Source organism: Nocardioides sp. NBC_00368 (genome assembly GCF_036090055.1).
Taxonomy (GTDB): domain Bacteria; phylum Actinomycetota; class Actinomycetes; order Propionibacteriales; family Nocardioidaceae; genus Nocardioides.
Window position 1 is genome coordinate 3,455,611 of record NZ_CP107970.1, and the last position, 19,522, is coordinate 3,475,132.

A 19,522-nucleotide genomic window follows, 5' to 3' on the forward strand; every position below is an offset into this window, starting at 1 on the left:
GGATAGTCGTACGAACGACGTGTTACACCCGCCAGTCAGCCGCGGGTCGGGGCCGGAGGCAGGTTCTTGGAGACGTCGGGGATGACGAACACCTTGCCGATGAGGACGTCCTTCGTCGTGATCGGGACGAAACGGATCCGCTCGTGCGCCTCACGGGTGCCGGTGAGGGCGATCCACCTGTTGCCGACCGTGCTGGCATAGGCGTTGATGGTGCCGAAGTATGTCCCGCCGACATAGACCTTCGCCCGGCCCCACTTCGGGCCGACGCGGTACTGGATCCGCAGCTTCTTCGCGGAGAAGCGGTCCGTGGTCCGTGCGGTCTGGTGGTAGTAGTCGTCGCGTGTCCGTACCGAGGTCCAGATCTTGCCTCCGGACGGGATCCCGACGCCAGCGGTCCAGCCGTCCATCGGCTCGATCGGCGCGAAGGAGCACTTCCAGCCCGTCCACGCCGAGTAGTTCCCGGCCTCATCGAACGCCCGGACCCGGTAGCAGGTCGCCGACCCGGCCCAGTCGACATCTACCGGCATCGACGTGTTGCTCGTCACGGACGAGCCGTCGTCGTAGTAGGACGTCGAGCCGCCGCGCTTTCCAGCCAACTCGTAACCGGCGACCTTGACGTTGTCAGTGCCTCGCCATGACGCCTTCACACTGTAGAAGCCGTTGCTGTTGCGGGTGGTCGGGAAGGTCGGAGACAGCGAGAAGCCGGTCATCGTCGGTCGCGTGGTGTCAGTGCTCTCGACCGGGTCCGCCGGCCACAGCTCGCTTCGGGGCTGCCAGGTGACCACCTTGCTCGACCCCAGCGGGGCCGTCGCCCGCAGCGCCCACAGGCCGACGAACCGGAACGGACGGGTGTCGGCCGAGATCGCCCTGACCTTGATCGCGCCGGTCAGGTTGGCGGACTTCTGCAGCGTCACGACCTTGTAGCCGGCCTTGCTCGCGTAGCCGCTGACCGTGCCGAGCAGCGTCGACCCGATGAGGATCCGCGCCTTGCCGTACTTCGGGCCGGTACGCACCTTCACCCGAACACCTTTGGCGAGGTAGCTCACCGAGCGCACCGGGTTGTTCGAAGCCCCGTTGTTCCTCACGTAGTAGTCGAAGACACCGTTGTCGAAGCCGTACCCCGGCACGAACTCCTCGGTGCCGAGCGGGGCATGGCTGCACTTCCATCCCGACCACCGGCCGACCGTCCCGGCATTGTTGACGGCTCGTACGCGGCGGCAGACCTGATCACCGGAGTAGATGTGTCCGGCGAGCGACGTGCGCGAGGCCGGGTAGGTCGCGATCGTCGACTGGTAACCGGAACCCGTCGAGTCCACACCGACCATCGATCCTCGGCGCTTCCCGTGCCAGGTCTGCACCTGGTACTTCGCAACGCCCTCGGCCGTGGCCGTACTCCACCGGAAGGCCGGCGTCGCACTCCAGTGGGTACCACGCCAGCGCATCGCGGAGGCTTCGACGAACGTCGGATACGACGTGGAGGTGATCGAGGGCGGAGCCGTCTCGGCAAACGCGCTCGGGGCACTGGTCGCGACCGGGGTGAGCACAGCCGTAACCAGTGCGATCGCACCGACGAAGCGCACCTTTCGCGCACCTCGAGCGGCGGAAATCCATGACATGGGGGACTCCTCGAGTTCAACCGGCTCACGGGCACTCCCGGAGCCTGGCCAGCGGAGCATAGCGAACACCCACCGGGGTGTGCGGACCCTTGTAACACGTCGTTTGTAGGACTGTTCGCCCTATCCAAACGACCGGATAGTCCTACGAACGACGTGTTACAGCTCCGCGGGCCCGAGCATCTCCAGCAGCACCGGCAACGACCCGGCCAACATCCCCAGCAGCTCCTCGCGCGACAGCCCTGCGGGATCTGCCTTCCACGAGAGCACCAGCTCCTCGGACATCGCCTGCCAGCCACGCACCACCAGCCGCGCCGCGGGGGTGTCCTCGACGAAGTCGGCACCGGCATCGAAGATCCGGAGCCCCAACGCCAAGAAGGCCTCGTCATAGATCTCGCGCAGGACCGGGTCGCTCGCGGCGCCGCGGACCATCGAGACGTACCCCTCGTAGTTGGCGTCGACGAAGTCGACGTAGGCCGTCATCGAGGCCAGCAGGCGCTCCACCGGCTCCCCCGTCGCGGGCGGCGCGGTCTGGGCGACGAGAGCGTCGGCGGCGCGGCGTACGACCGCCTCACGGAAGGCCATCTTGTCGCCGAAGTAGTGGTAGAGCAGCCCGCGCGAGATGCCGGCCTCGCGCGCCACCACGTCGATCGAGATCTCGTCGAGGGAGTGGCGCGAGAAGAGGCGAATGCCCAGGTCGAGCAGCTGCTCGCGGCGCTGCTCGGGCGTCAGGCGCGTCCGTTGGCTCATGCCGACCATTCTATTGACATCTGTTCAATAGGCAAGAATACTCTCGGTATGACCACTGCTGACCTCACCCACGTCGACCACCTCATCGTCGGCGCCGGCTTCGGGGGCCTGTGTGCGGCGATCAAGCTCGAGGAGGACGGCGAGCGCGACTTCGTCGTCATCGAGAAGGGCTCCGGCGTCGGTGGCACCTGGCGCGACAACACCTACCCCGGCGCCGCCTGCGATGTGCCCAGCCAGCTCTACAGCTACTCCTTCGCCCTCAACCCCGACTGGTCGATGAGCTTCTCGCCCCAGCCGGAGATCGAGGCGTACATCAAGAAGGTCGCCGAGAACTCCGGCACCCTGGACCGTTTCGTCTTCGACACCGCGGTGACCGCCGCGTCCTGGGACGAGACCCAGCAGCGCTGGCTCGTCGAGACCGAGGGTAGGAACGGGAGGAAGACGTACGCAGCGACCACCGTCATCGCCGGCCCCGGCGCGCTCTCCGAGCCGAAGCTCCCGGACATCGAGGGCATCGAGGGCTTCCAGGGCGAGATCTTCCACTCCGCCCAGTGGAACCACGACGTCTCACTCGAGGGCAAGCGTGTCGCCGTGATCGGCACCGGTGCCAGCGCTATCCAGATCGTCCCCGAGATCCAGAAGAAGGCGGCGCGGCTGGACGTCTACCAGCGCACCGCGCCGTGGGTCCTCCCCCGCAACGAGCACCGCTACTCCAAGCTCGAGAAGGCCGCCTTCCGCCACGTCCCCGGCGTCCAGCGGCTCGCCCGCGCCGCGGTCTACTGGGGCCTGGAGGTCCGCGTCCTCGGCCTGGCCGTGGAGCCCAGGCTCACCAAGGCCCACGAGCTGATGGCGAAGAACAACATCCGCCGCGGCATCAAGGACCCCGAACTGCGCCGCAAGGTGACCCCCGACTACACGCTCGGCTGCAAGCGCACGCTGATCTCCAACGCCTACTACCCCGCGCTGGCCGCCGACAACGTCGACCTGATCACCGACGGCATCGACCGGGTGAGCGAGAACGCGATCGTCGCCAAGGACGGCACCAGCCGCGAGATCGACGTCCTGGTGGTGGCGACCGGCTTCTACACCACCGACCTCCCGATCGCGCACGCGATCACGGGCAGCAAGGGCCGCACCATGGCCGAGCGGTTCGCCGAGACCGGGATGAGCGCCTACAAGGGCACCACCGTCCCCGAGTTCCCCAACCTCTTCTTCGTGGTCGGCCCCAACACCGGCCTGGGCCACTCCTCGATGGTCTACATGATCGAGTCCCAGGTGGCCTACATCCGCGACGCGATCCGCACGATGCGTACGAATGCTTACGCCACCGTCGAACCCACCGAGGACGCCACCTCCGCCTGGAACGACGACCTGCAGCGCAAGATGGACAAGACGGTCTGGTCGGAGGGCGGCTGCGCGTCGTGGTACCTCGACGAGCACGGCCGCAACACCACCCTGTGGCCGAGCTTCACGTTCCTGTTCCGCCACCTGACCAGCAAGTTCGACGTCGACAAGTACGCCGTCACCGCCGCCGGAAACCCGGCAACGACCAAGGAGAGTGTCCCCGCATGAAGTCCTTCGACGACAAGGTAGTCGTGCTCACCGGAGCCGGATCCGGCATCGGCCGCGCCCTCGCGGTCAACCTCGCCGGCCGTGGCGCACGGCTGGCGCTCTCCGACGTCAACGAGGCGGGTCTGGCCGAGACCGTCGAGCTGGCCAAGCAGGCCGGCGCCCGCGAGATCAAGGCGGACAAGCTCGACGTCGCCGACCGCGAGGCCTTCACGGCGTACGCCGAGGGCATCATCGCCCACTTCGGCGCGGTCAACGTCGTGATCAACAACGCCGGCGTCGCGCTGTCGGGCCGGGTCAACGACCTCGACTGGGAGGACATCGACTGGATCATCGGCATCGACTGGTGGGGCGTCGTGCACGGCACGAAGCTCTTCCTGCCGGCCCTGATCGAGTCCGGCGACGCGCACATCGTGAACATCTCCTCGCTGTTCGGGCTGGTCTCCATGCCCGACCAGGCCTTCTACAACGCAGCCAAGTACGCCGTGCGTGGCTTCACCGAGGCCCTGCGCGAGGAGATGCTGATCGACGGCCACAAGGTCGGCGTCACCTCGGTCCACCCCGGTGGCATCAAGACCGCGGTCGCCCGCAGCGCCCGCGTCTCGGCCAAGGACGACCAGGCCGCGACCGCGAAGTTCTTCGACGAGAAGCTCGCCAAGATGGAGCCCGAGCGGGCCGCCGAGATCATCGTCAAGGGCATCGAGAAGAAGCAGGCCCGCGTGCTGGTCGGCCTCGACGCCCACGTGATCCACAACTTCGGCAAGTTCACCGGTTCTCGCTACCAGGACCTGATCGCACTCGGGGCCAAATATGTGATGCCCAAGAAGAACGGCTGAGGCAGAATCGGCGCCCATGCGCTTCGAGGCCGGCCACCCCGTTCGTGTCGAGTTCACGAAATGGGGTGGCCGGCCTCATTGGGCCTTCGACGGGATCTACCTCGGCGAGGACGAGCACGGCGAGTGGATCGGCCATCCCGCAGGCACCTTTGCTGCCAAGCCCGGCAGCACCTTCACGTCCGGGTGGCCGTGGCTGACCCTGAGACCTCGACGCGACGCCGCCCATCTGGTCACGATCAACGGCGCCGACCATCCCGACCTCGCGATCTACGTCGACATGAGCACGCCGCCGGAGTGGTCCGGCACGGTGCTGACCTGCGTCGACCTGGACCTGGACGTGATCGAGCGCCACGACGGGACCGTATTCATCGATGACGAGGACGAGTTCGCCGAACACCAGGTCTCGTTGGGCTACCCGCCCGAGGTCATCGACCTGGCCCGGACCGCGGCCGACCGCGTGCTGGCCGAGGTGAAGGCCCGCACCGCTCCGTACGACGGCAGCGCGAACCGCTGGTTCGAGATCCTCGCGAGCCTCGCCCCGCCCGTGGGAGATTGACCTCATGACGCGCTTCGAGGCAGGAACCCGGATCCGGGTCGAGATGAAGAAGTGGGGCAACAAACCCCACTGGGGCTTCGACGGGATCTACCTCGGCGAGGACGAGCACGGCGAGTGGATCGGCCACCCCGTCGGCACCGCGTTCGCCCGGCCGGGCAAGGGATGGGTCGCCGACTGGGACTCGGTCAGCCTCATCCCTCACCGCGACGCCGCCCACTTCGCTGCCTTCAACCGGCCCAACGGGCGGGTGAGCTCGCAGATATATGTCGACATGTGTACTCCGCCGCTGTGGCAGGACTCGACGGTCACCTGCATCGACCTGGACCTCGACGTGGTCAAGAAGTTCGACGGGTCGGTCTACATCGACGACCAGGACGAGTTCGAGCACCACCAGATCGAGTACGGCTATCCGCCCGAGATCATCTCGATGACCGAGGACTCCGCCGAGCGGGTCTATCTCGCGGTCAAGGAGGGCCGGGCGCCGTACGACAATGTCACCACCGAGCGCTGGTTCGAGGCGCTGGTTCGTCAAGGTATGTAGCCGAACCGTCGCATCCCTCGCGGAACTCCGCTAGGGATGCGACGGTTTCTCTGCATACCTTGACGAACCGGCACCCCCGCTGCCGCCCTAGGAGTCGACCTCGGCGGGGACCGGGGTGGTGGTGCGGTCCTTCCGCAGCGGACCGACGAGGCGCGGCCCGGACAGTCGCGTCTCGATCCGCCAGGACCGGCGGCTGAGCGGCTGGGCGATGAACTCGCCCAGATAGACGCCCGAGGCGAGAGCCAATGCCACCGAGGCGGCGGTGAAGAGGGCGACCAGGCCGACCGAGGTGGTCGCCGGAGTCTCCTGGGCCAGCATCGTGAGACCGCGGTAGATCGAGTAGCCGGGCAGGAACGGCACCACCGAGGACACCACGATGACCAGCGGCGGCACCTTCAGCCGGGTGGCCACCGAGTAGGCGATGAGACCGATGAAGAGGGCGGCCACGGCCACCCGCCACGTACGTCCGACGTCGCCGGGCACGACGATCGAGAGCACCACGGCGATGCCGGCGATGACCGCGATCGGGAGCAGCGTCCGTTTGGGGGCGTACGCCGCGTAGGCGAAGGCCGCGGCACCGACCGCGCCGCCGATGGTGGCGAGGGTGATCGACTGGAGCGTGCTGGTGCCGCCGGAGACGGCACCGTGGATCGGCACCCCGACGGCGCCGGCGAAGACCAGACCGCCGGTGACCCCGGCGATGATCCCGGCCGTGGAGACCAGGGCCTCCATGATCCGGGCGCTGGCGGTGACGTGGAATCCGGTCAGGGCGTCCTGGAGGGCACCCATGAAGCTGATCCCGGCGAGCATCACGGTGATGTTGGCCGTGATCGAGGTGGAGACGTCGAGGTCCAGGGGCAGCGCCGCGGCGATGACCGCGAGCAGCGTGGCCACGCCTGCGCCGGCGACCTGCAGGTAGAAGAGCGGCAGCCGCCAGCGGCGGTGGAGCAGCGCCTGCAGCTGGTCGATGGCGGCACCGGAGATGAACGCCAGGATGACGACCCGGAGCTCACCGCCGACGTAGACGGTGAACGCGGCGGCCATCACCGCCATGCCGAGGGTCGCCGCCCACCGCGGCCGGCGGTGGCCGCCGGAGATGATGCGGCCCAGCGCGATCCGGGCGCCCTGGAGATCCACCTCGTCGCGTACGACCCGGCGGACCAGGTGGTCGACGGCGGTCAGGTGGTCGTAGTCGATCGTGCGATTCTTGACCTGCCGCGTGGTGTGGATCGGGATCGCCTCGGGATCAGCCTGATAGCTCATCGAGAGGCTGGTGTAGGTGACGTCGACCTCGGCTCCACGGAGCCCGAGATGCTGAGAGAGCGACCTCATCGTCGCAGTCACGTCAGCGGCCCCGGCGCCGGTGGAGATCAGCAGCTCACCGACGCGGAGGCAGAAGTCCAGAGTCAGGTTCACCTCGCGCGCGTCCACCGTCACAGGGTGCCATCGGGGCGGTGATCAACAGGCATTCACGGTGCTCGACAAACGGGCTCGCGCAAGGAACGCTCGATACATGCGGATCGACTTCCATCCCTCCCCTCGACCGACGCTCGGCGTCGAGTGGGAGCTCGCCCTCGTCGACCGCCAGACCCGGGACCTGGTCAACGTCGCCGACCATCTCTTCGCCCGGGCCAAGGCCCGCGTGCCCAACCCCGAGCGGATCCACAAGGAGCTGCTGCGCAACACCGTCGAGATCGTCACCGGGATCTGCGAGACGGTCGAGGAGGCCATCGACCAGATCCGGGCTACGACGTCCGAGGTCGTACGCGCCGGGGACGATCTCGGCGTGGACCTCTTCGGTGCCGGCACCCATCCGTTCGCGTCCTGGACCCGGCAGGAGCTGTCCGCCGGGCACCGTTACGAGGAGCTGATCAACCGCACCCAGTGGTGGGGGCGGCAGATGCTGATCTGGGGCGTGCACGTGCACGTCGGGATGCCGGAACGCGACCGGGTGCTGCCGGTCCTCAACGGGCTGCTGACCTACTACCCCCACTTCCAGGCGCTGTCGGCCTCCTCGCCGATCTGGGCCGGCGTGGACACCGGCTACGCGTCCAACCGGGCGCTGATGTTCCAGCAGCTGCCGACGGCGGGGCTGCCGTTCCAGTTCGCGACGTGGCCGGAGTTCGAGGCGTACGTCTCGGACCAGACGGTCACCGGCGTGATCGAGGACATCAGTGAGATCCGCTGGGACATCCGGCCCTCGCCCCGGATCGGCACCATTGAGAACCGGATCTGCGACGGTGTCGCGACCCTTCAGGAGCTCGCCGCGATCGCGGCTCTGGCCCACTGTCTCTGCGTCGACCTGGACGCCCGGGTCGCCGCTGGCGAGCCCATCGCGACGATGCCGCCGTGGCACGTCCAGGAGAACAAGTGGCGTGCCGCCCGCTACGGCCTGGACGCGATCGTGATCCTCAACGACGCCTCCGACGAGCGGCTGGTCACCGAGGACCTCGCCGAGCTGCTGGTGCGGCTCGAGCCCGTGGCCGCGCGCCTCGGCTGCGAGAAGGAGCTCGCCGGGGTGCACGACATCATCCACAAAGGTGCCTCCTACCAGCGACAACGCGCCATCGCGGCGTCCACCGAAGGGGACCTGGTCGCGGTGGTCGACTCGGTCGTGCGGGACCTGCGGGGATCGCTGTAGCGGGATGCTCACCGAGGTAACTCGGTCGGGCGCCACATACTTCGTGGAGTTCCGCGGAGGAAGCGACCACTCACCGAGGTAACTCGGTGAGCATTCAGCGGGGCGGCAGCGGCGGCAGCGCGTCGGTCGCCTCGAACTGCCCCATCCCGGTCACCCCGAGCAGGTCGACGATGATCGACCTGATCTGGACGAGGATGACCTCGGCGTTGAGCGATTCCGTACGCTCCACCTCGGCCGAGTGCTCGCCGACCGCGAGCAGCACCGACCTGGCCTCCCCGCTCAGTCCGTCCGGCCCGAGGCCCGCGGCTAGCTCGGCCTCGACGACGTCGACGGCGTCGGCGAGCCCGAAGGCCAGCTGGTGGTAGCTCTCCGGCACGATGTCCCCGCGATAGGCCGACACCGCCGCCCGCCGCACCAGCACCCGGGTGCTCCGTAGGGCGCGGTCGAGCGGCTCGACCAGCTCGGCCATCCGATGTACGTGGCTGCGATGCCGGAACCGGAACGGCGACACCGCCAGCACCGACATGCCCTCGTCGGAGGCGTCCTGCAGCTCCCGGATCAGCGGATCGGTGGCGCGCGCGTCGGCGAGCACCTTGAGACCGTGGACCGCGTCGGCGTCGAGCATCACCTGGCCGGCGGCGCGCAGCAGCGAGGCGATCTTCCTGGCGACCACCGCCGCCTGCTCGCCGGGCCGCCGCAGCGGTGCGGCCGGCACGATCGAGGCGGCCACCAGCGCCACCGCACCGCCGATCAGCGCGTCGGTCCAGCGCGTGAACGCCGCGCCGGGCGTCGGCAGCAGCCCCATCACGAAGATCGACTGCACCGCCGCCTGGTTGCGGAAGACCTGCCCGGAGGAGATGAAGATGCCCACGGCCATGGCCATCCCGACGACGAGGGTCATCTGCCAGGCGCCTTCGCCGATGACCTGCACCACGACGTCACCGAGGAAGACGCCCAGCGCGACGCCGATGGTCACCTCGGTGACCCGCCTCAGACGCTGTCCGTAGGAGGTGCCGAGGCTGACCACCGCGGCGATCGGCGCGAAGACCGGTTGGACGTGGCCGAGCAGCCCGGCCGCGATGAACCACGCCACCCCCGCCGCTCCCGCGGCCTGGAACACGTGCCACCGCTTCGACTTCAGGCGCGCCAGCCGGCGACGTACGTCGGATCCCACCTGCTCACGGGTGACTCGCGGAGCAGTGAACGCCATGCCGCAGATCCTAGGCCAGCCGAGTCCTCAGTTGTGGCGGCCGATTCGGTCGTTCTGGCGAATGAGATCGGGATCTCGTACGCCACTTCTACCGATTCGGCCGCCACTTCTGCATAGTCGGCGTGGGGTCAGCGGGCGAGGGTCACCGAGACGGTCTGGCTGCCGCAGCCGTTGGCGGAGGAGAGGTTGGTGAGGGCCGACTTCTCGGTGCTGTCGACGGAGAGGCGCCAGCGGATCTTCACCGAGACGAACTCCTTCAGGTAGCGGCACTTCTGCAGGTCGGGCATCCACCCGGCCGGGTCGGCGTCGGACTTCTCCTGGTTCTCGTTGTCGGTGACGCCGACGAGGGAGCCGTAGTAGCCGAGGTCGTTGGCGTAGTTCCTGCGTTCGGTCGAGGTCCAGGTGCGGGCGCCGGAGTCCCACGCCTCGGCGAGCGGGACCATGTGGTCGATGTCGATGTCACTGGTGGCGGTCCAGGACAGTCCGTCGTAGTAGGAGTACCAGCGGCCGCCCGACAGCGAGCAGCTCGAGCCGACCGTGGGGGCCTCCTCGGCCTCCGCGATCAGCACCTCGTTGCGGGTGTTGCAGCCGTCGCCGTCGGCGTCGATCCAGTGCTGGAAGAGGTCGCGGCTGTAGCCGGTGCGGTTCTCGGCCGCGACCGGGAGGTCGCCGATGGCGGTCGAGAGCGGCTGGGAGTAGGACTCGGCGTGTGCTGCCGCCGGAATCGTGAGCGGCACGAGGGCGCCGCAGGCGAGGATGAACAGGCCACGGAGTTTCATGGGGGTCTCCCGAGGTGAGGTGTTCGGTCGACCCCAGACGATGCCGCGTTTTACGCACCCCGTGTAACGCGGTTACCAGATGTTTCGAGAAGTTCACCCAACGGCACGATCACCCCGAGACGAACGGCTCCGTCAGGTGCGGCGTCGCCAGGTGCAGCGTGGTGGCGGCGTCGCGGCTGAGCATGCGCTCCCGCGACTGCCTGGCCGCATCGGCGTCGACCTCGTGCGCGTAGGCGAGCTCGGGGTGGAGCAGCTGGAGCGCGTGCACCAGGAGGTCGCCGGTGACGAGCGCCAGCTCGCGGCCCTCGTCGACCAGCACGCTCTGGTGCCCCGGCGTGTGACCGGGCGTGGCGAGCGTACGCCCGGTGCGCAGGGGCGTGTCACCGTCGAGGAGCCGGAGCCGACCGGCGGCTGCGAGCGGGTCGGTGAGGCTCTCCCGGAGCTGGGGGTTGAGCGAGTCGAGGGCGTCGTACTCGGCCCGCTGGAGCAGGTAGTCGGCGTTCGGGAAGTAGGGGTGGCGGCCGTCGGCCTCGGTCACGACGGCCCATCCGACGTGGTCGGTGTGGAGGTGCGTGAGCACCACGGTGTCGACCTCGGCCGGGTCGATGCCCGCGGCGTCGAGCGATTGAGGAAGCACCCCGGGCACCGGCGCCCATGAGGCGGCCGGGCCGTCCGCCGGACCGATTCCGGCGTCCACGACGGTGAGGCCCTTGTCGCCGCGGATCGCGTAGGCACGGAACTGGAGCCGCCAGCGGCCCTCGGCGTCGACCGCGCCCGGGTCGTAGCGGTCGGCCTCGGCCCACTCCGCGGCCGTGGCCTCGGGGAAGGCATCGGCGCGCGGGGAGAAGAACGGACCCTCGCCGTCGGCGAGGGCGATGATCTCGGTCGATCCGATCCGGAGGCGGGGGACGCTGGGGGCCATGGCCGCGATCCTGCCACGCCTTCTACGCGCCCCGCGTCACGCCAGACGCCTCGAGAAGCTCACCCAGGTCGCGCTCGACCAACCCCTTCACGCCGCCGTTCCCGTGCACCGCGACCACGGCTCGCAGCCGCGCTCGGGTGACGTCGGAGACGTACGCCATCTCGGCCTTTGCCGCGTTCGAACCCGGTCGGGTCGTCTCGGCGATCTGCACCGACCAGCACGTACGCCGCGCCCCGTCCTCCACGTTGGCCAGCGCCACCGCGTGGCCGGTGGTGCCGGAGCCGGCGAAGAAGTCGAGGACCCGCGCGTCGGTCGGCATGGTGGCCAGGATCCGGCGGATCAGGCCGGTCGGCTTGGGCGACTCGAACAGCGGTCCCACCAGGGCCTTCAGCTCGGCGACGGCGGAGTCGGTGGAGCCGATCTCCTCGGCCAGCCAGATCGTGGTGAGCTTCTTGCGCCGGGCGTCGCCCGAGGCGTCGCGGGAGAGCCAGTCGCGCTGGTAGACGTCGACCCGCTCCCCCAGCTTCCCGCGTACGCGACGGCACATCAGATCGTCGGGACGGGCCGCGATCAGCGGGGCGCTCCACCGCCAGACCGCCGGGCGACCGTCACCGAAGACCGGCCAGATCTCCTGGCCGCCGTCGAACGGCTCGACGTCGACGCGGCCGGAGTCCGGGTCTCCCCACACCGGGAAGTGGAGCGTCCTGGCCGTCGCCGGGTTGAACTTCTTGTTGGTGTTGCGCAGCGGCAGCCGCCGGTAGTGGCGCCCGTCGTCGGTGACCAGCGGGAAGTCCCGCTCGTTGACGGCCTCGGGGATGCTCGACTCCAGCGCACAGGTCCGGGCGTCCTTGGCGTAGACGAGCAGATACTCGTGCGACGTGGCGAATCCGTTGCCGAGCTGGCGGCCCTTGGGGTTGAGGTTGACCACGATCTGCGCGAGCTGGTTGCGCTCATCGAAGACCTCGTCCATCAGCACCTTGAGGTGGGCGGCCTCGTTGTCGTCGATCGAGACGTAGATCGCCGCGCGCTCCGACATCACGGTGCGCGCCGCCTCCAACCGTGGCCGCATCATCGCGACCCAGGCCTCGTGGCGGCCGGCTCGCTTGCCGTCCTTCCCGCGCCGGTCGTCGTGGTAGGCGAAGAGGCTGCCGGTGTTGTAGGGCGGGTCGATGTAGATCAGATCGAACGTCTCACCCGCCGCCGAGAGCGCCTGGAGCACGTCGAGGTTGTCGCCCTCGACGAAGGTGTTCCACGGCTCCCCCACGCGGGGAACGTTAGCCGACCGGCTGATCGACACTCAGCAACGCGACCGATCGCTCGGCCACCAGGCACTGGATCTTGGTGGTCTTCGGCGGGGTGACGCGGAGGACCACGTCAGCGCCGGAGGTGGAAGCCGTGATGGTCGCCGGGTCCGGCGCCTCGCAACCGTCGTAGACGGTCTGGGCATGGAGCCGCTGGCCGGACGGGACGTGCGCGAGCAGCCTGGTCGCCTCGGTGGTGAACGAGTCCTGGAGCGAGGTGCCGAGGGTGGCGGCGTACGCCTTGATCGCGGCCGCGTCCGGCAGCGGGGTCGCGGTCTTCTCCAGGTCGCCCTCGGCCGCTCCGCCGGCGGAGACGAGGCCACGCACCGGCTTCTCCGAGCTCGGCGGACGAGACGGCTCGGGCTGCGACTTGGGCGTGGCGGGCGAGGAGGCGGAGGGCGTCGGGCTCGAGCCCGGGTCGGTCGCCTCCTCGGGGGTGCCGCAGGAGGAGACCAGCAGCGCCGTCGCAGCGACTGCGAGTGGGAGAAGACGCGTGGGGTGCATATTTCACATACTCCCCACGGCACCCGGCTGTTGCACCCCGGGCGGGAAGGTCGTTACGCAGATGGAAGGATCACGCCGTGGCCCGCTTCACCCAGGCCGAGCTCCAGACCTACTACGGCGCCTCGGTCCCCGACCTCCTCCCGGCAGACGACCAACCCCTGCGACTCCTCTTCGTCGGCATCAACCCCGGCCTGTGGACCGCAGCGACCCAGACCCATTTCGCGCACCCGCTGAACCGCTTCTACCCCGCGATCTTCCGCGCCGGGATCACGACGCGTCCCATCGACGCCTCGGCGGGGATGACGCCGGAGGACCGCGACTACTTCCGGTCCCAGGGCATCGGCTTCACCAACATCGTCCGGCGTGCCACGGCCAAGGCCTCCGAGCTCAGCAACGCCGAGCTCAAGGAGGGCGGCGCCGAGCTGTTCTCCCTGGTCGCACGGAGGAAACCGGCCGTCGTCGCGATCGCCGGCATCACCGCCTACCGGACCGCGTTCAACCGTCCCAAGGCCAAGCAGGGCCGCCAGCCCGAGCCGCTCGCGGGCGCCGAGCTCTGGGTCGTGCCGAACCCGTCGGGCCTCAACGCCCACGAGACCGTCCCCACTCTCGCCGCCGCGTACGCCGAGGCCGCTCGCGCCGCCGGCATCATCTGACCTGCCGAAGCGTCACCCCGGTCGGCCGAAGCGTCACCCCCGTCGGCCGAATCGGCAACGCGTGCCAACTCGGCCGGCGGTGGTGACGTCTCGACCGACCTACCTGACGCCTCGGCAGAAGCTCAGAAGCCTGAAGGAGCCTGGGGAAGCTCGGGGACCCCGAGCTTGGCCAGCAGCGCCACCGCGTCCTCGGCGGCGACCCGCGAGGACTGGGTGTGGAGCATGTCGTCGACCGCGAGGTCGACCTCGGCGGTGAGACAGACGAGCACGTCCTCACCCTCGGCGTCGGCCGGCCCCTGGAACGCGACGACCGGCAGGTAGGCGAGGTCGAGCGAGGCGGCCTTCTGCAGGACACGTACGGCAGCGAGCACCTCGCCGCGCGGATCGCTGACCTCCAGGGGACGATCGTCGACCGACGCCTTCCCCGCGGCGGGCACCGAGACCACACCGGCAGTGGACGGGATGTCGTACTGCTCCACCACCGCGATCCCGCCGGGGTGCACCACGACGGCCTCGATCTCGCGGCCGGAGACCGGCACGTTGAGCACCACCAGCGCCGACTCGAGCTGGCCGAGGGCCTGACGGAGCTTCTCCTCGCCGAAGGTCTCCGGCGCACCGAGGTCGAGCATCCAGCCGCCCGCGGCGGTGGCCACCCACGAGGCGGTCTCCTGCTCCTTGAGCGCCATCAGCTTCTCGGCCTCCTGGCGCAGCCGGTCCCGCTCGAGCGCCGCGTCGTGCGCGCGCCGCCGCTCGTCGTCGAGCTCGGCGCGCAGCATCGCGACCTCGCTCTCGGCCAGCTGCTGCAGCTCCCGGCGGCGCTCCGCCTCCCGGGCACGCTCCTCGGCGGCCTGCTTCTCGGCTCGCAGCCGGGCGACCTCGAAGCGGCGTACGCCCTCCTCCAGCAGACCGAGGGTGCGGTCGGAGACCGCGACGTCGGCGCCCGACTCCAGCCGGTCGCGCAGCGCACCCCAGTTGACCTCGGGGTGGTCGGTGACCAGCGCCTCCAGCACCTTCAGGAGTACGTCACCCTCCACCCCCGCACGCGCGGCCAGCGAGGCTTGGTTGAACCGAGCCGGCGCGGGCGCCGGGGCCGAGGCCGGAGCCAGACTCCACTGCCCCGGAGGCCCCTCGACGAAGCCACCCGAGCCGAGCACGGCGAGCAGCTCCTCCTCGGTCAGCAGGACGCGCTTCCCCTTCAGCGCGGCGCGCAGGACCTGCAGGCTCAACGGAGCCCGCAGGCGCAGGATCTCGGCGACGGCCGGCTTGGAGGATTCAGGCATAAGGGCTGGTTAAAGGGGTCGTTCTCGCAGGCGCGGCGATCGTACACCGGCCCACCGACAATCGAGCTCCGCCAGGAGCCCGTTGCGCACAACAAGGCGAAGCCCCGGACACCACCAGGTGTCCGGGGCCCCGTCGTCGAGCTAGTTCAGCGGCTTCAGGTCGAAGTCGTAGACGGTCGTCTGACCAGCCACGATCTGCGCCTTCTTGGTCGCCGGGACGAACCCGTCGGCCGCGACGATCACCTGGAGCGGCGCGTTGGACTTCTGCATCCAGTACCCGTAGGTGCCGTCCGCCTTCGTCCGCAGCGTCACGTCGTAGGACACACCGTCGAGAGCCACGACAGCACCCTCGAGCGGCTCACCCGAACCCGTCACCGTGCCCGTGATCTTGCCCCAGCCCGAGGGCGCCTTCACGATCATGGTCGCCGGGACCGGCGCCACGGTGTAGGGAGTGTTGTTCCCGATGACGACGTCGGCCGTGTAGGTGCCCGGCTGGTCGACCGCGGCGTCGAACGTGACGATCGCCGTGACCGCCTTGCCCGGCGCCAGCGTGAACGACGGCGGCTGGACGTCCAGCCACGCGACGCCACCGCCGCCGGTCTCACCGGTCACATCGAGGATGATGTTGGAGTCGGGGAACCCGAGCTCCGCGGCGTCGGTCGGCTCCGGCGTACCGCAGGCGTCGGAGGCCAGGTAGGTCGGCGAGGTCTCGGCAGCGGGGTTGCCACCGAAGTAGACCGCCGCACCTGCCACCGAGACGACCAGGATGTCGTCCGGCGCGATCTCCGCGGAGGCCGCGATCGGCACCGTGTAGGTCGCTCCGAAGTCGCTGGTCACCGTCGTGGTGCCCGACCCGATCGGGGTCAGGTTGGCGAAGGTGAACGCAGCACCGGCCGGCAGTGTGTAGAGCGTCGCCGTCACGGGCGTGTTCCCGTTGGCCGTCTCCTGGACCGCGAAGCTCACGCTGGTGGGCGTGAAGCTCCCGGAGATCCCGAAGTCACCCGGCGAGTAGGTGCGCAGGATCGTCGTGGTCCCCGAGGGGCACGCGACCGAGCTGGACTGCACGACCTCGTGCGAGCTCGAGTGGGACAGCGTCGTCTCACCCGCCGGCGTGGGCGCGAGCGCGGTGACCGAGGGCTTCCCCGACGTACCGAGCTTGCTCCCCGACTTCGAGGACGTCAGCCCCGACGACTTCGAGCCCGCGCCCGGCGCCGTCTTGACCGCCGTGGACTTCTTGGTCGCGCTCTTGGTGACGCCGGCCGAGGCGGTCTTGTCACCCAGGATGACCACCTCCTCGCCGGTGGCACCCAGATCGACCTCGACGGGCGCGGACCCGTTGTTGGCGATCTTCAGGTTGCGGGAGACCGAGCCACCCATCGCGAGGCTGGCGTTGAGCGCCGTCTGGGTGACGGCGAGCCGGCCGGCCTTGAGCTGGGCGTCGGAGGTGACGGTCGCGTCCTCTGCGACGCTGATGTCGCGGCTGACCGAGACGTAGTCGGGCGCGGTGATGCTCACGCCGTACGCACCGGTCACCGCGTCGACGCTGTAGGAGCCGTCGGCGCCGGTCTCGACCGTCTTGGCGGACCCGCCGGCGGCCGGGGTCAGGGTGACCTCGGCGCCGTCGATGCCTTCCTTGGTGTTGTAGTCCTTCACGACACCGAAGACCGTGCCCATCGGGGCGAGGTCGAAGATGATCGACTTGTCGTCGCTCAGCGAGGCGGTGTTGAGCGAGAACTGGGTGCCGATCGTGCCGGTGGCGTTCTCGATGCCGATGGTGGCCGAGCCACCCAGGGCCCGGTCCCCGCTGGGCAGGTCGCCATAGCCCAGCTCGACCCGGCCGTCCTCGAAGAGGGTGACCGAGAAGTCGAGCGCGTCCGTGGTGCCCAGCAGCAGGATGTCCCGCCACTCGATGACGAACGCGTCCTCACCGTCGACGGTCGTCGGCCCGGTGAACACGTCCGCGTCGCCACGGGCGTCGAGGTCGTCCCAGAACGGGTAGATCGCCGCGTTCGGCACGCTCGCCGCCGGGATCGCACCGTTGGCGAAGGCCGTGCTCGAAGCGAGGAAGTTCACGTGACCGTTCGAGGCGACGTACACCTTGGCATAGCTGCCGCCGTAGAGCGGGAAGCTGAACGGCAGGTCCACCGAGGCGGCCACGTCGTCACCCTCGAGCCCGAGCGCGGTGCTTCCCGAACGTACGCCGCTCGAGCCCTCCGAGCAGAAGTACCCGTAGTCGTCGTAGGAGAAGACCACCTTCACGTGGTGGGTCTTGTTGCCCATGACCTCGATCTCCGAGCTCGTGGCCTCGGCACAGCCCGACCCCTCGGTGAAGATCGTGTACGTCCCCTCCGGGACGCCCGCGAACGAGTAGGTGCCGTCGGCGCCTGCGGTCGCGGACAGGTTGCCCGGCGACAGCCGCACCTCGGCCCCGGCGACCGGGGCGTCGGTGCCGGCGTTGGTGACCGTGCCGCTGACCGTGTGCTTCGGCGCCTCGGCGAGGTCGAAGTCGACGGTCGTGGTGGCGTCCTCGGTGACGGACGCGGACCCGGTCTCGGTGACGAACCCGAAGGCCGAGGTGGTCAGCTCGTAGTCGCCGACGTAGACGTCGGCCGAGAAGTGACCCTCCGCGTCGGTGGTGAGGGTGCGGTCGAGGGTGTCACCGTCGAGCTCGACGGTCGCGCCCGCGATCGGGTCGCCGCCGCTGGTGACGGTCCCGGCGACCGTGCCGCCCTCGGCCGGGGCCAGGGCGATCAGGCGTGCCAGGTCGAGGTAACCCTCGCCGTACACGTTGTTGTTCGCGGCGGTGCCACCGCAGGTGGTGTCGTCGACGTCCGTTGCTGCCTCGTTGAGCAGGCGGCGGGTCTCCTCGACGTTGCCGATCAGGGTCGGGTTGTAGCTCCACAGCGCCGCGACGGCGCCGGCCAGGTGCGGCGCGGCCATCGAGGTGCCGTTGTAGCTGGCGTACCCACCACCCGGGACCGACGAGCGTACGTTCACGCCCGGTGCCGCGATGTTGGGCTTGACCAGGCCGTCCTGACCCGGGCCACGGCCCGAGAACGAGGCGACGGTGCCCGAGGAGTCGACCGCGCCGACCGAGTAGGTGAGCGTGTTCGCGCCCGGGGAGGAGGTTCCCTGGCACATCGATCCCGGGTTGCCCGAGGCCCACGAGGAGAACTGGCCGGCTGCGTTCCAGGCGGCGTTCACGTCGTCGAAGAAGGAGTCGATGTAGCCGACGCCGTTCCAGCCCCAGGAGTTGTTGATGACGTGCGGACGCTTGGAGACGTCCGGGTTCCCGCCGTCGGCGTCGGTCGGCTCCAGGAGCCACCAGCCCGACTCGAGGAGACCGGCGTCGGTGCCGCAGCAGCCGTTGGTCTCGATCCACTCGGCGTCGGGGGCGACACCGATCTGGTTGCCGGCGCCGTCGTCGCCGACCATGGTGCCCATGGTGTGGGTGCCGTGGCCGTCGAGGTCACAGGGACCGCTGGAGCAGTCGCCGTAGGCGTCGAACCAGTTGTAGTCATGGGTGAAGGTGCCGTCGCCGTTGTTGCCGCGGTACTGGCCGACCAGGGCCGGGTGGGTGTAGTCGGTGCCGGAGTCGACGCTGGAGACGACGATGCCGGCGCCGGTCGCGCCCTGCGCCCAGGCCTCGGGAGCATGGATGAAGTCGATGCCCCACTCGGTGCCCTGCGGCGCCTTGGTGGCCGTCTCCTCCTTGACCGGCTCCACGAGCGAGAGCTTGGCCCGTTCGTGGACGGTCTTGATCTCGGGGTCGGCGGCCAGCTTCAGGGCCAGCTCCTCGGAGCCGCCCTTGACCAGGATCGCGTTCGAGATCGCGTACGTCTTGTAGCTGGCCTTGGCGGCGTCGAGCTGCGCGACGGCGCCGGCCTGGGAGGCCTTCGCCGTCTTCTCCAGCGCGTCGACGACGTACTGGCCGCGCTCGGTCCAGTCCTTGATGGACGTGGCCGGCCCGAGGTTGGCCTTGTCGGAGAACCGGAGCCAGAAGTCGGTCGAGTCCGACTTCTCGAACTTCGACTCGAGGGTGGACGAGAGCTTGGCCGCGGGGGCCTTGTCGTCGGCTGTAGGGGTGCCGGCGAATGCGGGGGTGGCGGCAAGCATCGCAGCGGTGGCGGCGAGTATGCCCGTGGCTACTACGGCCGATCGGCCGAGGCGTGAATATCTCAAGGTGGGTCTCCTTGCGGAAACCGTCGGCAAAGCCCGTGACAGATCGTGCGCGTTTTTCCGGGTAATGCGGACGGATCGATTATTGCCACGGGAAACCGTTCTCCTGATTTGTTACAGGCGCAGTCATTCGGAGCGCTGGAGCGCGGCAGATATCTGACAATGTCGTAAAAGCGTCACGGCTCTAG

16 protein-coding genes are annotated in these 19,522 nt (G+C 69.2%); 6 read left to right on the top strand and 10 right to left on the bottom strand.

Features of this window, described 5'->3' with window-relative positions:
* Nucleotides 1-35 precede the first annotated feature (35 nt).
* The gene (locus OG984_RS16445; RefSeq protein ID WP_328527367.1) at nt 36-1,616 is read right to left on the bottom strand and encodes a hypothetical protein; all 1,581 of its coding nucleotides are present in this window, start codon (nt 1,614-1,616) and stop codon (nt 36-38) included.
* Nucleotides 1,617-1,772: 156 nt separating this feature from the next.
* Nucleotides 1,773-2,363 carry a TetR/AcrR family transcriptional regulator gene (locus OG984_RS16450; RefSeq protein ID WP_328527368.1) on the bottom strand — a complete coding sequence of 197 codons (591 nt, stop codon included), beginning with the start codon at nt 2,361-2,363 and terminating at the stop codon, nt 1,773-1,775.
* A gap of 48 nt (nt 2,364-2,411) precedes the next feature.
* On the opposite strand from OG984_RS16450, the gene OG984_RS16455 reads away from it, so the two are divergent.
* From OG984_RS16455 to OG984_RS16470, 4 genes are read left to right on the top strand one after another with little or no spacing between them, the layout of a single operon-like run.
* Complete coding sequence (locus OG984_RS16455; protein WP_328527369.1) at nt 2,412-3,935, top strand: flavin-containing monooxygenase; 1,524 nt, start codon at nt 2,412-2,414, stop codon at nt 3,933-3,935.
* The gene (locus OG984_RS16460; protein WP_328527370.1) at nt 3,932-4,768 is read left to right on the top strand and encodes an SDR family NAD(P)-dependent oxidoreductase; all 837 of its coding nucleotides are present in this window, start codon (nt 3,932-3,934) and stop codon (nt 4,766-4,768) included. Before OG984_RS16455 ends, OG984_RS16460 begins: the two co-directional genes overlap by 4 nt.
* Nucleotides 4,769-4,784: 16 nt before the next feature.
* A complete protein-coding gene (locus tag OG984_RS16465) occupies nt 4,785-5,324 on the top strand; it encodes a DUF402 domain-containing protein (RefSeq protein ID WP_328527371.1) in 540 nt (179 codons plus the stop codon).
* Nucleotides 5,325-5,328: 4 nt separating this feature from the next.
* Nucleotides 5,329-5,865 (top strand): DUF402 domain-containing protein, encoded by a 537-nt coding sequence (locus OG984_RS16470; protein ID WP_328527372.1) that lies wholly within the window; start codon nt 5,329-5,331, stop codon nt 5,863-5,865.
* A gap of 87 nt (nt 5,866-5,952) precedes the next feature.
* Here OG984_RS16470 and OG984_RS16475 read toward each other — a convergent pair whose 3' ends face one another.
* Nucleotides 5,953-7,296 carry a threonine/serine ThrE exporter family protein gene (locus tag OG984_RS16475; protein WP_328527373.1) on the bottom strand — a complete coding sequence of 448 codons (1,344 nt, stop codon included), beginning with the start codon at nt 7,294-7,296 and terminating at the stop codon, nt 5,953-5,955.
* 82 nt (nt 7,297-7,378) lie between these two features.
* On the opposite strand from OG984_RS16475, the gene OG984_RS16480 reads away from it, so the two are divergent.
* Nucleotides 7,379-8,506: a glutamate--cysteine ligase gene (locus OG984_RS16480; RefSeq protein WP_328527374.1), complete on the top strand. Its 1,128-nt coding sequence runs from the start codon at nt 7,379-7,381 to the stop codon at nt 8,504-8,506.
* Between the two features lie 94 nt (nt 8,507-8,600).
* Here OG984_RS16480 and OG984_RS16485 read toward each other — a convergent pair whose 3' ends face one another.
* The 5 genes from OG984_RS16485 to OG984_RS16505 form a co-directional block, all read right to left on the bottom strand.
* Nucleotides 8,601-9,716: an FUSC family protein gene (locus tag OG984_RS16485; protein ID WP_328527375.1), complete on the bottom strand. Its 1,116-nt coding sequence runs from the start codon at nt 9,714-9,716 to the stop codon at nt 8,601-8,603.
* Between the two features lie 128 nt (nt 9,717-9,844).
* Complete coding sequence (locus OG984_RS16490; RefSeq protein WP_328527376.1) at nt 9,845-10,495, bottom strand: HNH endonuclease family protein; 651 nt, start codon at nt 10,493-10,495, stop codon at nt 9,845-9,847.
* Nucleotides 10,496-10,604: 109 nt separating this feature from the next.
* On the bottom strand, nt 10,605-11,417 hold the full coding sequence (locus tag OG984_RS16495; RefSeq protein ID WP_328527377.1) for an MBL fold metallo-hydrolase: 813 nt from the start codon (nt 11,415-11,417) through the stop codon (nt 10,605-10,607).
* A 22-nt stretch (nt 11,418-11,439) separates the two neighbouring features.
* Nucleotides 11,440-12,681, bottom strand: a complete 1,242-nt coding sequence (locus OG984_RS16500; RefSeq protein ID WP_328527378.1) for a site-specific DNA-methyltransferase — start codon at nt 12,679-12,681, stop codon at nt 11,440-11,442.
* Nucleotides 12,682-12,691: 10 nt separating this feature from the next.
* Nucleotides 12,692-13,222, bottom strand: coding sequence for a hypothetical protein (locus OG984_RS16505; RefSeq protein WP_328527379.1), 531 nt, complete (start codon nt 13,220-13,222; stop codon nt 12,692-12,694).
* Nucleotides 13,223-13,299: 77 nt separating this feature from the next.
* Between OG984_RS16505 and OG984_RS16510 the strand changes: the two genes are divergently transcribed.
* Nucleotides 13,300-13,875, top strand: coding sequence for a mismatch-specific DNA-glycosylase (locus tag OG984_RS16510; RefSeq protein WP_328527380.1), 576 nt, complete (start codon nt 13,300-13,302; stop codon nt 13,873-13,875).
* A gap of 122 nt (nt 13,876-13,997) precedes the next feature.
* On the opposite strand, the gene OG984_RS16515 is transcribed toward OG984_RS16510, so the two are convergent.
* Entirely contained in the window at nt 13,998-15,155 is a 1,158-nt protein-coding gene (locus tag OG984_RS16515; RefSeq protein ID WP_328527381.1) for a hypothetical protein, read from the bottom strand.
* Nucleotides 15,156-15,296: 141 nt separating this feature from the next.
* Nucleotides 15,297-19,337, bottom strand: a complete 4,041-nt coding sequence (locus OG984_RS16520) for a carboxypeptidase regulatory-like domain-containing protein (protein WP_328527382.1) — start codon at nt 19,335-19,337, stop codon at nt 15,297-15,299.
* Nucleotides 19,338-19,522: the final 185 nt, after the last annotated feature.